Here is a 14,788-nt window from a genome sequence, read left to right as displayed (position 1 = left end):
TGTTTGAAAACACTGGCTTTTGATTTTACTTTCAGCGGATTTGCGTAAAAATTTACATCCAACGCTTTTTATTGCGGCGCTGCGGTCTTGGTAGATACACCAAAATCACCCCCACCACTAAACCGGCAGCGGCAATCAAACCACCTTCACGCCAAAGGGCAAATTGTGCTTCCTGAGCGCTGCTATCCGCGGCCAGTTTCAAACTGTCGCGCTCTTGAGTAGCTTTGCTCAACATTGCCTCAGCGTCGGTCAACTTGGCTTTAAGCTCGGCCACTTCATCGGCATGGTTATCGGTTGAGCTCATCACTTCGTCCAGTTTAGCTTTGGCTTGAGCCAGTTCACTGGTGAGTGACGATACTTGCTCGCGAAAACTTGGGGTAGCGCTAATCATGTTAGTTGGTACCCAACCTTCGCGTCCCTTGTGGTCGACAATTTTGGAGTAATCGCCTTGGGTTTCGCCCAATAAGGTAATAGGTTGTCCCGCTTCAATCGAGCCCAAGATACGGTAGTCTGTACTCGGACCATTGAGAATATAAAGAAACACGTTGTCCGAGATATAGCGGGGTTGGCCTTCGGCCAGCAGGTTGGGGGAGAGTAACATCATTCCCACCAGAGTCAGCATTCTTAACACTTTTGTATTCTCATCAACGAAATAGTGACAACATGCTAGGGATTTGGGGCCTGCAATGCAAGAGGGAAGTCATAGACTTCCCTCAACTTTGCCGCATCCATGCTAGCGATTCCTGTGTGTTTTGTGCGTTTCTACGGCAAGCTTGCCATAGTCACCTTGGCTTCTTAGTTAAAGATACCTTTAATCATAAAGAAGAAGATGATAGATAGACCCGCACCCGCAGGTAAAGTAACCACCCAAGACACAACAATATTACGCACGACACCAATGTTGATTGCCGCAATACCACGGGCCATACCCACACCTAGTACCGCACCCACTAAGGTTTGTGTGGTAGAGATAGGTAAACCAGTACCAGAAGCAATAACTACAGTCGAGGCAGCAGCTAATTCGGCAGCAAAACCACGGCTTGGTGTTAAGTGAGTGATGTTTTTACCAATGGTTTGCATCACGCGCTTACCGAAGATAGCCAGACCCATCACGATACCAACGGCACCTAAAGGCAGGATCCACCAAACTAACGGAGACTTAGACGCAATTTGACCGCCACTGTTGACCACAGAGACAACCGCTGCTAATGGGCCAATCGCGTTAGCTACGTCGTTTGAACCGTGGGCAAAAGCCATACAACAGGCGGTGAGTACCATCAGGATCGCAAACACTTTTTCAACGTTAGCGTACATGGTTTTGTGGGTGGCTTTCTCATCCATTTTTAAACGAGAAATGATCACCTTTCCAATAATACCAACGGCAATTGCAATCACACCCGCCAGCATATACGCTTCGGCACCTTTTAAGTGAATACCAACGTGTGATAGACCCTTAAGGATGGTGACTAACGACATGATAAAGCCAGCAAATGCCATGTAGAAAGGCACATAGCGTTTCGCGTTAGCGAGTGGGTTATCTGTGTTGAAAATCAGTTTTTGCGTGCTTTGGAACAGAATGAAAGCCATAAAGCCAGAGATTGCAGGGGTGATGACCCAAGAGCCAACAATACCACCTACTTTTTCCCAGGCGACAGACTCAGTGCCAACACCCACAGCCGCGAAGCCGATAATTGCACCTACGATAGAGTGAGTGGTTGATACTGGCCAGCCTAAGGCTGATGCGACAACTAACCAAATCCCTGCGGCTAACAGTGAGCCAATCATGCCGTATACCAGCAATTCAGGGGTTTGGGTAAAGTAACTTGAATCAATAATACCGTTACGGATCGTACTGGTCACTTCGCCGCCGGCTAAGTAAGCACCCGCAAATTCGAAGATCATTGCGATAATAATCGCTTGTTTAATAGTAATAGCGTTGGAACCCACTGAGGTTCCCATTGCATTGGCCACGTCGTTCGCACCAATACCCCACGCCATTAGAAAACCAAACGCGGCCGCAATGGCAATAAGCCACGGCCCATTAGTGGCTAAGACGTTAGCCACCTCCATACCTGCATCAACCATATTGATACCTTGATAACCTTATTTATTAAACGCGAGCCAGCATAAGCTCAAGACGCGAACCGACGCGTTCGGCAAGATCTGCAAGACCGCCGACCCATTCAATCGTTTTATAGAGGAACATCACATCGACAGGATTCAATTCTGATTCCAATGCAAATAGCTGACGACGTAATTGAATTTGCAGATCGTCAGTATCTTCTTCGATGATATCGAGTTCGTTGATCATTTTAGCCACTAAGTCGACTTCACGACCGCGGAAACCTGCTTCAAGCAAATCTTCGAGTTCGTTAATGACTTGTTTTGCAAGACCTACTGCGTCGATACAACGTTGTAGATACGCAATAAAGGGCACTTGCATGACCTGAGGGATTAATAATTGACGGCCGATAACACGACCAGAGATATCTTTTGCTTTGTTAGCGATTTTGTCTTGTTGAGTCAGTAGTTCCAATAGATCTGTACGCTCAACTGGCATAAACAAACCGCTTGGCAGAGTGAGGCGAATTTCACGCTTGAGTGAGTCACCTTGCTTTTCCGCTAAACTGATTTGCTTGCGTAGTTGAACTGCGCCATCCCAGTTACCTGTGATGGTGGCTTCGAAAAAGGGGACCAGTAACGATGCGCAATCGTAGACTTTGTCCATGTGCTCTTGAAGAGGCTTGATTGGCGATTTTGCAAACACGCCCAAAATAGAGTTTACTGGCATTGCCGTTTACCTATTTAGATTGTTCCATGATTGGAAAAAGCGGGCGCATGTTACCCTATGCGTCCGCGTATTGAAACTGTGTTTTTTTAGAAAAATTCACAGCATTATTCTAACGGGTTATATACCAACTTCAAAACCAAATCCTACGGGATTTTTATGACACATTTGTGACATTATGAACTAAAAGTGACGCATCAATGAATCTTTGATGACAAAATGAGCGGTGCCGCAATGAATGCAGAGATAGAATTAAAACTGTTTTTCCTCCCTAAGTTTCAAGAATCCTTGATAAATAAGTTAGATAGCCTGCCAAACGCCACTCCGCAGGGAAAGCGTCGCTTAAGCAACGGTTACTTTGATACCCCCGGATTACAATTACGCCAATGGGACATGGGGTTAAGGGTGCGCGGGTTTGATGGTCACAAAGAGCAAACCATTAAGACGGCGGGGCAAGTGGTGGGCGGGATCCATTCTCGTCCCGAATATAACGTCACCATTGAAGCCGACAGCCCAAATTTAAGCCTCTTTCCCGCCAATATCTGGCCCGCCAATGCCGATTTAGCATCAGTGCAAGCGGCGCTTGGCTGCGTATTTCATACCGATTTTTATCGCCGCGCCTGGCATGTGACTATAGGAGAGAGCCTTATCGAGGTTGCCTTGGACACGGGGGATATTACCGCTAATGGTCAGCATGAAGCGCTCTGCGAACTCGAATTTGAGCTATTGTCGGGGGATGCCAATGCCTTATTAACCTTGGCGACGCAAGTGGCCGATAGCGTTCCTGTTCGTTTAGGTAAAGCCAGTAAGGCGCAGCGCGGTTATCGACTCGCGGGGCAATCTAAGCCGTTAACCTTAAATGCGCTCGAGTTTTTACCGCTGCCCGTGCCTGAAGATCTCAACCTGCATCAGCCCCATCAACAGGATTTAACCGCCACTTGCCAAGTCTTACTGGAAACCGCACTCGAGCGTTGGCAGTTGCTCGAAGCCATGATTGCCGAAGAACAAGATAACGAAGCCGTAATTGCCCTATGGTGGCGGATGCGCGCCTGTATCCGTTTAGTACGGATGACGCTGAGCCAGTTTGGTCTCGCTAACGCTACTTTGATGCAGCACTTTACTCTGATTGAATCCCAGCTGGTGTTCATTGAGGAGGCACAGGCCCTAGCGGCCTTGCTGGGCAGTCAAAAAGGCTTATTAACTCGGCACGACGCCCGTCAAGCCTTGATGCAACAACTACAGCTGCAATTTGAAGCCATGGATATCACGGGGCGGTTAACCTCACTTTGGCAAAGTGTTGAATACGGTCAATTGCAGTTGGCGATTGTCGAGATCCTATTGGCGCTCAGCGCGGGTAACATCGAGCTGCCCGCAGAGCTTGGGTTGTCCCAGCATGCTGATCATGCGCAGGAAGCTTCATGGCAGGCTGTTTTGGCTGCGATGCCAAGCGATAAGACCATGACCGCCGAGGATTATCTGCAGTGTGCAGCGTTACTCGATGAGAGTATTCAAGTAGGGCAGGCCTATGGGCTTTTGTATGAGGCAAAATCCCGCGATGCCTTTAGGGCACCTTGGCAGGATTTAGTGTTAGGGATTAGAACCTTAGCTTGTTATCAGCAATTAACGTTGGCGGCGCAAACCCTTGGCATCGACTTAAGCGACTGGCTTGAGGCTAAGCAGCAAAGCTTACTTTTTGCGATGGAGGCGTCGAGACAAAACGCGATGACGCAAACAACTTATTGGTAACGGCCGATTGGTCGGCATCACTTTGAATAAAGCTTAGGAAGGCATTGCCTTCCTAATTCTTTTGGGCTTCTAATGCTTGTTTTAACTCAGCAATTTTGGCCAACATCTGCGCTTGATTCTGCTCCATCTGCCGCTGGTTTTCTTCCATTCTAGCAAGGGCCATTTCGAGTTCGCTTTTAATCTCTGCCTTATGCGCGTCTTGACGCTCTTGGCGCTCGCTTTCATCGGGGGCGACAAATACCGAGGCCATATAACCCGAAATCACCCCGAAAAAGCTCACGCCACTGACAATCACTATGCCGCCAACAATATGCCCTGCGGTGCTGACAGGGTAGAAATCACCATAACCCACGGTTGAAATGGTCACTAAAGCCCACCAAATAGCTTGTTCAGCGGTTTGGATATTGGCGCCTTCAGTACCGCTTTCGACTATCAGGATGATGATAGATGCGAAGGTTAAAATGGTCACCATAGCGACCAGTAAACTGGCTAAGGTGGCTTGTTTACGCTGCTTTATCAATGGTATAAGGAAAGATCGACTCATGCGGATTAAACGGATTACCCGCAGAATTTGGAATACCCTCGCGATACGCAGTGCCTCGATGGCGGGAATACTGGCGATGAAGTCGATCCAATGATGGCGCAGATAAAAGAGTCTATCCCGCGCGCGAAACAGGCCAACGAAAAAGTTGATCATAAAAATCATGCAAATCGTGGTATCGATAAAAAACAGTAGCCGGTAGGTTTCTGTATCGAGGCGGCCAAAGGTCATTACCAGCACTATGATGACTGACAATAACGATAGCAGCATCATAGCGAATTCGAAGGGAGATGGATTAGCCAGAGAGCGGAGCGACCAAGGGGTTTTATCTGTCATGCCTAACATGATCCCTGTGTTTTAAGGCGAATATCTAAGGTAAAAGAGTTTACGCTTCGAGTAAATTAACTTTGTGATAAATCGCCCGACTTAGAATTATCGGGCCTTTAAAAGACGCGCTAACAATTAATCCTTAGCGACAAAACGGACGAGATCTTCCAGTACTCGGCGCTTTATTTCAAGTTGGGCATCGGCACTAAGACCATATTTTTCAGCAAGTTGAACATAGTCATCGGCATTAAGGGATACGGTTAGACGGGGGCGAGTCGGACGTTTTGAAACACTTAAGCCTAAAATGGTACGGATCTGATCGGAAGGGCTGACACCCGCATCGAGTGCGGCTTTACGAATTGAATATTGAAACTTTTCATCGAGGTCGAAGGCCACTTGCGTCGCTTTTGCGGCATCTTGGTTTTTCTGCCATTGCTCTGGCAGAGGGTGTTTCGTTTTACTCATTAGGCGCTACCTGTTGTTATCAACCGTACATTTCGAGCGAATTTAATTGGGATTGTAATGGCTTAAGCGATAAAGTGCGAGTGGCGCACTTTATCGTATGCTAAAGCTTACTGACCGGGCCAGTAGTCGCGAATGTCCGACAAGGGGCGGTATAAGGTCAGCACTACGTCCGTATCACCGCCTTCGTACACTTCTACCTCTACCGCGCGGCTTTCGTCATCGTCGAGCAGTAAATAATATTCGAAGGGCTCGCCGGTTGCACCATTGGCATCCTGCGGCGGTTTTAGGCCGCGGTAGTCTTCGCGGTGAAAATAGCCAAACAGCGCAAAGGTCACTTGATGGTATTGCTTACCCAGCCATTGTTCGAGCTGCTCGGCTAACTGTGGCGACAACTCTTGGGTGGTGAGTTCGGCGTGGCCTGGTTCATCGAAAAGGGTACTGAATTGCTCTAAATCGAATAACTGTTCCACCTGGGCGCGGGTAATTTTCAGGGAGAAGGCGAGGTAAGTTTCATCGTCCTCTTCAATACTCAAAAATAGCGTTTCGCTACCATGACCCTTAAGTACCCACTCGGTTTGCTGATTGCGTTCAAACTCATAGGTATTCACCGCTTCGACTTTGAGTTGCTGACCGCGCAATTGTGGCGGCAGAGCAAAACTATTGTCGATGGAGATCATATCGCCGATCTTGAGCGCAGAGGGATGGTTGAGTTCACGCGCTGGCGGCGCCTTTTTACCAAAAATACTGTTAAAAAATCCCATATTCGCTCCTAAACAGTGCGCACTATGCCAAAGCTCACGCTATGAGTGGGTGATTGGACATATTCGCGTGTCTAAAACAAAAAAGCCGAGCACAATAGGGGGTGATGGTCCCATCGGTGCTCGGCGTTTGGTCAATCATGAATTAGCTTTTACGTGCCTTAATACGTTCGAGCACGGCGTTGGCATTCGATTTTTGCTCACCTATGCCAGCTTCGGCTAATTTGGCTTGCAATGATTTATCGCTGCCTTCTTCGGCTAAGGTTTCAGCGGCTTTCAATCTGTCGTCAAACTGTTGTTGACGCGCCTTGATACGCTCTAATGAATCTTTAGCATTCAGCAGCTTAGAGTTGCTTGAGGCAAAAGAGTCGGTAATGGTCGCTGTTGCCTTTTGTACGCTTTCGGTGGTTTTAACCATGCTTAACTGACGTTGATAATCAGACAGTTGACGCTCAGTTTTCTTCACTAAATCTTTTAGGCGTACTGCATGGGCGCTGAAGCTATCATTAGCAGTTTGCTGCTCAGCCAGTTCTTGCTCCAATTGAGCAATTTTTTCAGCCACTTCAATGGCTAAGGCTTCGTTGCCTTTATCTAAAGCTTGCGTTGCATAGCCTTCGTGTTCGGCAATTGAACGCTTTAAGCGGTCAACTTCGCGGCTGGCTTGCATTTCTTTCGCCATCACATCGGTCAGTTCGCGCTTAGCGTTGGTTAAGTGTTTCTCGGCATCACGGATTTCCTGTTCGAAAATACGAGTCGAGTTTGCGTCTACGATGCTTTGGCCTACTTCGGTGGCACCACCGCGAAACGCTGTTAAAATTTTATTCAGAATGCCCATAGTAGTGGCTCCTTATTTCAGATAGTCGACCATTTCATCGATAACTTCTAAGCAGTTATCGGATAAGACTGCTAACTCTTGCTCGATTTCGAGCATGCTAGATTGCAGGGACAGCGCGCCGTAAACCACGTATTTGTCATCAATTTTGGCAAAGGCTGACAATGGCATTGGAATGTTTAATTCGAGCATGGTTTCAAACATTTCGCTGCGACGTTCTTGGTTTACTTCGTTCTCGCCCCATAGGTAGCTGATGCAGAGAATTTGGTTGTCCGTAACCGATACGAATACCGGGATTTCTTCACGGCCGACCACATTCACTTGCAACACTTCGACTTCACCATCAATTGGATAGCAATCGAATTGGAAGCCGGTTTGGCTGTTATTGCCAAGGCTGTTGAGGTGATTTGCAAGAGTATGGATATTCATATTTGTCCTTATTGACATATTATGTCTTTGTTCAAAGATAGCACTAAGACATAATATGTCAAGCACTATCTTTATCCGTTAAAAAAGATCCAGTCCTTGGGTTTCGGACCAAGCCTGTTGATGATAATGGTACAACTGTAATGACCCCAGTTCATTGGGCTTAATATTGGTCGCATCCTGATAAAAATTGGCTGGGAATTCAAAGGCGCCTTTAACTAAACCTAAGGTTAACCAGTCATCTGCAATTGGCAACTCTGTCAGCAGTGCCAAACGATGTTGAGCATCTTTGCCATTTAAGGTGGCGATACTCCAACCCCATTCACCAAAACTAGGGACATTGTGGTGATACTGTTTTACATCAAACCCCGCTAAGGCCAAGGTTTTTGCTACTGAGATAAAGGCCTTTTGTGCGTGATAGGGCGAGGTTGACTGTACAGTCAGAGCACCATCACTGCTCATTAGTTCCTTGAGCTTGCGATAGAAATAATCCGAATAGAGCTTATTTAGATCGGGATGGCTAGGATCGGGCAGGTCTACAATAATGGCATCGTATTTCTCCCCCGCGGCAATCAGTTTATCGACACCATTAAAGGCGTCGTCGTGGATCACGTTAACGCGAGGATCGTTAAAGGCATTGCCATTGAGGGCCAACAGGGCTTGGCTTAGACGCTTAGGCATATTTGTATCGGGCGTTTTAAAGAGTTGCACCAATGCGGCATCAAGATCGAGTAAGGTCACTTGCTCAGGTTCCCAGCGCAGTACTTGCTTAAGGCCCAGTCCATCACCACCACCAATGATTAATACCTTGTTGTGGCGAGCGCTTGCCGCAAGCGTTGGGTGAACTAAAAACGCATGGTAGATATGCTCATCGATACTCGAAAACTGTAATCGGCCATTGATATACAAAGAGTATATGGGGGAGAGGCCATTGCCGCGTAAGCGCTCGGTAAAGGTGAGTTGTTGAAAGCGCGTGGCCTTAGCGTAAACCACTTTGTCTTTATAGAGCAGATTGTTGAACTGTTGCTCCCAACTCGGCCCTTGAATGGCGAGCAGCAATAATACGCCGGTGACTACAAAATGCCCCGCGAGCAATAATTTCGCCCTTTGGATCTTGGGCCAAAAACGCCAGATAAACACAAAGCCCGCGAGCAAGTTAAAGCTGGCGGTCAGCGCGGCGGCGAGTTGAATATCGATGGCCAGCATAAAGCCCACCCAAATGGCCGCGCCAATCCCTGCGCCAATATAGTCGGCGCCATAAATGGTGCCAGCGTTATGCAGTAAGTGTTCATCTGATAAGGATTGTCTCACCCTCGCGATCAGCGGAATTTCCATCCCGATCATCAAGCCGAGCAAAACGCCCCAGACATAGGGCAGATGTTCGCTCAACTTTTGCAGCGAGCCAATCATGCCACCTTCGGGCAGTTGATCCGGTGGTAAACCTAAGGTGGAGGCGATAAGCATCGGCAGTTGCTGACCAAAACCTATCACGGCAGCGGTAATTAAAATCGCCAGCGAGCCACAGAGCGCGACGGTGAGTTCCAGCACCGCAAAGCCGGTAAAGGCATCTTTAATTCTGCGAGCGGCAAAGGCGCCAAGACCCATGGAGACGATCATCAGGCCGATCATGGTGTAAATGGCGGCTTCTAACGCGCCTAAGATCCGGCCAGCGTAGTGGGACAACAGGTATTCGTAGATCAGGCCGCACCCAGCGAGTACGGCCATAATGCCCAATAGTAGGACATCATCGAACCAGCTTAGGCGACTCGTTTTTACCGCTTGAGTCGCCGAGCTGGTTATTTGGGATTCGTGCATTGGATTACGCCATTAGGGCCGTGAGAATAAGTGCGATAGCAATACTGATGGCCATTTCTACGGCAGCGATACCAATGTTGTGCTGTCTTTCGACTTCATCCGCCAAATCGATTCGTGCCAGCACCAGCTTTTTGATCACAAACAACAGCAGTGTCAGTACCACCAACATGATGATGGAGAACACTAACCAACCGATGATGTTAGTCACATAGGCGGTTGGGTTGAACAGGATAAAATGACTCGCGGCATTAAAGCTTAAAGCCATGGCTATCATAAAGCCTGCGTGGCGAATGGCTAATGCCGTGTGGCCTTGGACGAGTGCCAGCTGCATAGAAGAGTCTTGATTACGACTCGCGAAGCGTTTTTCACGTAGGCGGGTCAGTAGCACTAGCATCAACTGCGAAATCGCAAAGGCGCTGAAGATGGCAATAAAGGTGTCGAGTGTTAAATCCTCGGCCCATAGCAGTACGGCGCGAATAATGATCGCGGTTGCGATGGCGGCGCTGGCATCTACAATGGCGACAGATACGTTACCTTTAAGGATTTGCTGATTCTTATCTAACTCGTTTAGTGCGATTTTATCGTGTAAATAGCGTCCGAATTTAATCAGCACTAAGCCAAATAACCCGTAGGCGCTCATGCCAATGGCTTCGGTTAAATAGGAGGGCGCAGCAGCGCCAGTAATTGCGCCTGTCAACACTATGCCGAGTGCGGCAACGGCGCCGGCGGTACTGATCCCAAAGGCAAAGTTATCGCGTTCAGCCAGCTCTTTACTGCTGTTGACTCTCACACTCCAGCCCTGCAAATAACGCATTAATGTCAATAAGATAACTGCAATAGTGAGGTCAATTGCCAGTATGGTGACTAGCTCTGGTGTGATACCGAAATCCTGAAATAATGTCATAAGAGATCCTTTAGGTTACTTGCCTCGGCGCACACTGCGGGTCGTGCGGTTGCTGGAATTACGGAAACTGCTGTCTTTAGAATAATTAGAACGGAATTTGCTGCCTGACTGCGCACCCGACTTATTCGCGGTACTTGCGGTATTGGTTTTAGGCGCGCTGCTGCTCTCACGGGAGAGCGCCGTGGCACCTGTACGCGATTTAGCATAGGGGCTATCGAAGCGTTTCCCTTGGGAATCGAAACGTTTTTTGGTCTGCTCGAAGGTTTTTTCCTGCGCCTGTGCTTGTTTTGGCGAAGTATAGCGATAGCGACCTACGTCGTTGTAATAGCTGTAGCCACGATTACCCGACCAACGGTCGTAGTAAATAGGACGTTGAAAAATATTCGAAAACATCGAATACATGCCGTACCAAGCCCAGAAGGACATGCCGCTTGAGTCTGTCTGCCAACTGCCGTAAGCCGGGTTACCCACCAATTGACTACCAGGGCCAAAATCTTCGGCATTATTGGCAAGGGCCGCCGCCTCACGGCTGATGGCATTGACGCGGGCAAGCTTGCCCTCCGACATATCGGCGATCACGTTCACCGGATCGGAAAGCATGTCGTTATATAGACTAGGATCGGCCGCTTGGTAGAGATTCTCAACCTCGTTGAGTTGCTGGTCGAGATCGGTAAAGTTGGCCGAATTTTTGGCATCAGCTAAACGACGCTTCAGCGAGGTGTACATAGGCCCTTCGGCGGTTGCATCCTTGGCTAATTCATCCACTAATGGTGCTAAATCAGGCTTTTGCTGTTTTAGCAAACTGCTATATTGCTTGAGCAGATTGGCGTTACGCACCTGACCGTCCTCAAGCATAGTATTGAGTGTCGAGAGGCGCTGCTCAGTGAGTTGTTGATACTTCTCAATTTTCTCTGGCCTGTCATCGCCACAACCTGTAAGCGATAAGGTCGCAGCCAAAATGAGCATCGACGTGAGAACCCGCATTAGCATTCCTGCCATGTTTTCTCCAAAAGTGCTGAAATAAAACTCAAATATGGGCAGACAATAATAATCTATTTGCCCAATATGTTTGCCTCACAGGTTATAGTACCCTAAACAGCCAAAAAAGAGGGGTTACTTTCTTTTGGGCTGAGTTCGCATCTGCCATGAAGGGATAATGCGAGAATTTGCCTTTAGGCATGACAATGGCATCAAACCTGATGTGATTTCATTCTATATCATTTATGACATAATATGTCGACGTTTAAATTTGTTAGGGATTATTATGGCCGTACAAAAAGACAGTAATAAGTCATTGTCTCCCCTCATTACTCAAGCCGCGGAGCGTCATTGGGCACGTCTTGCCGAAGTATGGTCAGAAGGACTGGCAAATTTAACACCTGCGCAGCAGCAGGAACTGAAAAACGTTTTAGGATTAAGCGATTATATCGCAGCGCAGTTAACTCGGTCACCCGAGTGGATTAACACTTTATTCGCGGGCGATTTGCAGCAAGTGGAGCGGCTAACCTTTGATGCCCAGCTACACGAACAGTTAAGCAGTGCGACGACAGAAGACCTCGCAAAACGTCAATTACGCCGATTCCGTAACTATCAAATGGTGCGTTTAGCCTGGCGAGATTTTTTAGATTACGCCAGCTTAGAAGAATCACTGTTAGACCTCTCAGCACTTGCCGAAGCATTAGTGATCGGGGCAAGGGATTGGCTCTATAAGGAAATGTGCGCCCAATATGGTACGCCTATGGATAAGGCGGGCAATCCGCAGCCTTTGCTTATTTTGGGCATGGGCAAGCTCGGTGGGCGTGAGCTGAACTTCTCCTCCGATATCGACCTTATCTTTACTTTCCCCGAACATGGCGAAACCGTGGGCGGGCGTCGAAGCCTCGATAACCAACAGTTTTTCATCCGTATGGGGCAGCGGCTAGTTAATTTACTCGACCAAATTACCGTCGATGGGTTTGTGTTCCGCGTCGACATGCGCCTGCGTCCCTACGGCGAGAGTGGTCCTTTGGTGGTGAGCTTTAGTGGTCTTGAGGATTATTACCAAGAGCAAGGGCGCGACTGGGAACGCTATGCCATGGTTAAAGCCCGTTCTCTAGGGCCGTGGAACCATTTTTCCGACGAATTACACAGCTTGCTGCGCCCCTTTGTTTATCGCCGTTATATCGACTTCTCGGCGATTGAATCCCTGCGCAAAATGAAACAACTCATTGCCCAAGAAGTGCGTCGCCGTCAGTTAACCGACAATATTAAACTCGGTGCGGGCGGCATACGCGAAGTGGAGTTCGTGGTGCAAAGCTTTCAGCTGATCCGCGGCGGCCGTGAGCCCGCCCTGCGCCAGCAGAGCCTATTTGGTGCCATGGATACCCTTTACAGCCTAGGGCAATTCGAATACTTGGCGGTCGATGAGCTAAAACACAGTTACTTATTACTGCGCCGTGTCGAGAACCTCTTACAGGCGATTGATGATAAACAAACCCAGACTCTGCCAAATAATCCCCTCGATTGGGCAAGACTTTGCGCAGTGCTGGATATGATCAACGAAACCGATCTTCGCACCCATATCGAGGCGGCGATGGCGAAAATTCATCGCCATTTTAAAGCCACCGTGGGCGGTGAAGAAGGTGAGGAAAAAGCCGAGCATTGGACTGCGCAGCTGTGGAATGTGCAGCAGGACGACCACGCGATCAACCTCCTCGCCGAGCAGCAGATTGATGACGATAAACTCTGGCCGCTACTCAGCAGTTGGCGCGAAACCGTGACAAAACGCTCGATTGGCCCCCGTGGCCGTGAGACCCTGGATAAATTAATGCCAAGGTTGCTCGACGAGTTACTCAATCAGCCAAGCCCTTCAGCGGCCTTCGAGCCCGTCTCAAAGGTGCTGGAGCAAATTCTGACGCGCACCACTTATCTTGAGTTGCTGTGCGAAAATCCCGGCGCCCGTCAGCAGCTTGTGAGCCTGTGCTGTGCTAGCCCTTGGATTGCGGCGCAGCTTGCTAAATTCCCTATGTTGCTCGATGAGCTTATCGATCCGGCGCATCTGTACGACACGACTTCACTTGATGATTATCCCAGTGAGCTGCGCCAGTATCTGCTGCGGGTACCTGAGGATGATATGGAGCAGCAAATGGAGGCGCTGCGCCAGTTTAAGTTGTCGCAACAGCTGAAAATTGCTGCCGCCGATGTCACCGGCGTTTTGCCCGTGATGCAGGTGAGTGACCACTTAACCTTTTTGGCCGAAGCCATTATTGAGCAAGTGGTTATGCAGGCGTGGCAGCAAGTGGCGGTGCGCCACGGAGTGCCCAGTTATCTTGAGGAAGGCAATGACACCGGCTTTGCGGTCATAGGTTATGGTAAGTTAGGCGGTATCGAACTGGGTTATGGTTCAGATCTGGATTTAGTCTTCCTCTACGAAGCACCCGAAAACATGGCCAATAGCCTCACCAATGGCGATAGACCGATAGAAGTGGGTCATTTTTATTTGAAACTGGCTCAACGTATTCTGCACTTATTCTCGACCCGAACCACCTCGGGTGAATTATATGAAGTGGATATGCGCCTGCGTCCGTCTGGCTCATCGGGCTTAATGGTGAGTGAGATTGCTCGCTTTGGCGAGTATCAAACGCAGGAGGCTTGGACCTGGGAACATCAAGCCTTAGTGCGTTCACGCTTTGTGTTTGGCGATAATAGTTTAGCGGCTAAATTTAGCCAGATCCGCGCCTCCGTGCTCGAACAACCAAGGGACAAAGACGAGCTGAAAAAGGCCGTGCGTGAGATGCGTCAGAAGATGCGCGACCATCTACTCAAGGTCAGTGAAGGCGAGTTTGACTTAAAACAAAGCCCCGGCGGGATCACGGATATTGAGTTTATCGCCCAATATTTAGTGCTTGCTCATGCCCATGAGTATCCCGAGTTGTCGATTTGGTCTGATAACGTGCGTATTTTTGGGGTGCTGGCCGAGCTTGAGCTTTTGCCGCTGATGAGCGCGCAGCACTTAACTCAAAGTTATTGCTGGTTAAGGGATGAAAATCATCGTCTTACCCTGCAACAAAAAGCCGGTAAGTTGGCTTATGATAATGTGGCTGCGCACGCAGAAAGGATACTCGTCATCTACCAGACCATACTCGAGTAGGACTGCGTGAGTCTAACAGTTCGTCTATCCTTGAATGTGTGCCATTAGCGGAGCGAG

At 48.7% G+C, this 14,788-nt stretch carries 13 protein-coding genes; 2 read left to right on the top strand and 11 right to left on the bottom strand.

Features of this window, described 5'->3' with window-relative positions; translation table 11 throughout:
• Positions 1-52 precede the first annotated feature (52 nt).
• The 3 genes from SHD_RS18100 to SHD_RS18090 all read right to left on the bottom strand — a co-directional run bounded on the left by SHD_RS18100 (position 53) and on the right by SHD_RS18090 (position 2,791).
• Positions 53-601 (bottom strand): TIGR04211 family SH3 domain-containing protein, encoded by a 549-nt coding sequence (locus SHD_RS18100; protein ID WP_039978939.1) that lies wholly within the window; start codon positions 599-601, stop codon positions 53-55.
• Positions 602-795: 194 nt separating this feature from the next.
• A complete protein-coding gene (locus SHD_RS18095; RefSeq protein ID WP_023268456.1) occupies positions 796-2,085 on the bottom strand; it encodes an inorganic phosphate transporter in 1,290 nt (429 codons plus the stop codon).
• A gap of 25 nt (positions 2,086-2,110) precedes the next feature.
• Positions 2,111-2,791 (bottom strand): TIGR00153 family protein, encoded by a 681-nt coding sequence (locus SHD_RS18090; RefSeq protein ID WP_011623862.1) that lies wholly within the window; start codon positions 2,789-2,791, stop codon positions 2,111-2,113.
• Positions 2,792-3,022: 231 nt separating this feature from the next.
• Between SHD_RS18090 and SHD_RS18085 the strand changes: the two genes are divergently transcribed.
• Positions 3,023-4,534 carry a CYTH domain-containing protein gene (locus SHD_RS18085; protein WP_039978935.1) on the top strand — a complete coding sequence of 504 codons (1,512 nt, stop codon included), beginning with the start codon at positions 3,023-3,025 and terminating at the stop codon, positions 4,532-4,534.
• 52 nt (positions 4,535-4,586) lie between these two features.
• Here the strand turns inward: SHD_RS18085 and SHD_RS18080 are convergent, their stop codons facing one another.
• The 8 genes from SHD_RS18080 to SHD_RS18045 form a co-directional block, all read right to left on the bottom strand.
• Positions 4,587-5,411, bottom strand: coding sequence for an ion transporter (locus SHD_RS18080; protein WP_039978933.1), 825 nt, complete (start codon positions 5,409-5,411; stop codon positions 4,587-4,589).
• Positions 5,412-5,537: 126 nt separating this feature from the next.
• Positions 5,538-5,867 (bottom strand): hypothetical protein, encoded by a 330-nt coding sequence (locus SHD_RS18075; protein WP_023268453.1) that lies wholly within the window; start codon positions 5,865-5,867, stop codon positions 5,538-5,540.
• A gap of 107 nt (positions 5,868-5,974) precedes the next feature.
• A complete protein-coding gene (locus SHD_RS18070; RefSeq protein ID WP_023268452.1) occupies positions 5,975-6,628 on the bottom strand; it encodes a hypothetical protein in 654 nt (217 codons plus the stop codon).
• Between the two features lie 142 nt (positions 6,629-6,770).
• Positions 6,771-7,460 carry a PspA/IM30 family protein gene (locus SHD_RS18065; RefSeq protein WP_011715973.1) on the bottom strand — a complete coding sequence of 230 codons (690 nt, stop codon included), beginning with the start codon at positions 7,458-7,460 and terminating at the stop codon, positions 6,771-6,773.
• Positions 7,461-7,472: 12 nt separating this feature from the next.
• Complete coding sequence (locus SHD_RS18060) at positions 7,473-7,886, bottom strand: YjfI family protein (protein ID WP_007645549.1); 414 nt, start codon at positions 7,884-7,886, stop codon at positions 7,473-7,475.
• A 78-nt stretch (positions 7,887-7,964) separates the two neighbouring features.
• Entirely contained in the window at positions 7,965-9,698 is a 1,734-nt protein-coding gene (locus SHD_RS18055) for a polyamine aminopropyltransferase (RefSeq protein WP_039978651.1), read from the bottom strand.
• A gap of 4 nt (positions 9,699-9,702) precedes the next feature.
• Positions 9,703-10,602: a DUF350 domain-containing protein gene (locus SHD_RS18050; RefSeq protein WP_023268450.1), complete on the bottom strand. Its 900-nt coding sequence runs from the start codon at positions 10,600-10,602 to the stop codon at positions 9,703-9,705.
• Between the two features lie 15 nt (positions 10,603-10,617).
• A complete protein-coding gene (locus tag SHD_RS18045; protein WP_023268449.1) occupies positions 10,618-11,601 on the bottom strand; it encodes a hypothetical protein in 984 nt (327 codons plus the stop codon).
• 265 nt (positions 11,602-11,866) lie between these two features.
• Between SHD_RS18045 and glnE the strand changes: the two genes are divergently transcribed.
• Positions 11,867-14,731 (top strand): bifunctional [glutamate--ammonia ligase]-adenylyl-L-tyrosine phosphorylase/[glutamate--ammonia-ligase] adenylyltransferase, encoded by a 2,865-nt coding sequence (glnE, locus tag SHD_RS18040; RefSeq protein WP_039978650.1) that lies wholly within the window; start codon positions 11,867-11,869, stop codon positions 14,729-14,731.
• The last annotated feature ends 57 nt before the right edge of the window (positions 14,732-14,788 follow it).

Source organism: Shewanella decolorationis S12 (genome assembly GCF_000485795.1).
GTDB lineage: Bacteria > Pseudomonadota > Gammaproteobacteria > Enterobacterales > Shewanellaceae > Shewanella > Shewanella decolorationis.
The sequence above is the reverse complement of the archived record's forward strand: the minus strand, read 5'-3'. Positions and strand labels throughout refer to the sequence as shown.

What these genes read in the sequence shown, in the direction of transcription:
- SHD_RS18100 (WP_039978939.1), bottom strand. Translation starts at nt 601, where the DNA reads ATGTTACTCTCCCCCAACCTGCTGGCCGAAGGCCAACCCCGCTATATC.
- SHD_RS18095 (WP_023268456.1), bottom strand. Translation starts at nt 2,085, where the DNA reads ATGGTTGATGCAGGTATGGAGGTGGCTAACGTCTTAGCCACTAATGGG.
- SHD_RS18090 (WP_011623862.1), bottom strand. Translation starts at nt 2,791, where the DNA reads ATGCCAGTAAACTCTATTTTGGGCGTGTTTGCAAAATCGCCAATCAAG.
- SHD_RS18085 (WP_039978935.1), top strand. Translation starts at nt 3,023, where the DNA reads ATGAATGCAGAGATAGAATTAAAACTGTTTTTCCTCCCTAAGTTTCAA.
- SHD_RS18080 (WP_039978933.1), bottom strand. Translation starts at nt 5,411, where the DNA reads ATGACAGATAAAACCCCTTGGTCGCTCCGCTCTCTGGCTAATCCATCT.
- SHD_RS18075 (WP_023268453.1), bottom strand. Translation starts at nt 5,867, where the DNA reads ATGAGTAAAACGAAACACCCTCTGCCAGAGCAATGGCAGAAAAACCAA.
- SHD_RS18070 (WP_023268452.1), bottom strand. Translation starts at nt 6,628, where the DNA reads ATGGGATTTTTTAACAGTATTTTTGGTAAAAAGGCGCCGCCAGCGCGT.
- SHD_RS18065 (WP_011715973.1), bottom strand. Translation starts at nt 7,460, where the DNA reads ATGGGCATTCTGAATAAAATTTTAACAGCGTTTCGCGGTGGTGCCACC.
- SHD_RS18060 (WP_007645549.1), bottom strand. Translation starts at nt 7,886, where the DNA reads ATGAATATCCATACTCTTGCAAATCACCTCAACAGCCTTGGCAATAAC.
- SHD_RS18055 (WP_039978651.1), bottom strand. Translation starts at nt 9,698, where the DNA reads ATGCACGAATCCCAAATAACCAGCTCGGCGACTCAAGCGGTAAAAACG.
- SHD_RS18050 (WP_023268450.1), bottom strand. Translation starts at nt 10,602, where the DNA reads ATGACATTATTTCAGGATTTCGGTATCACACCAGAGCTAGTCACCATA.
- SHD_RS18045 (WP_023268449.1), bottom strand. Translation starts at nt 11,601, where the DNA reads ATGGCAGGAATGCTAATGCGGGTTCTCACGTCGATGCTCATTTTGGCT.
- glnE (WP_039978650.1), top strand. Translation starts at nt 11,867, where the DNA reads ATGGCCGTACAAAAAGACAGTAATAAGTCATTGTCTCCCCTCATTACT.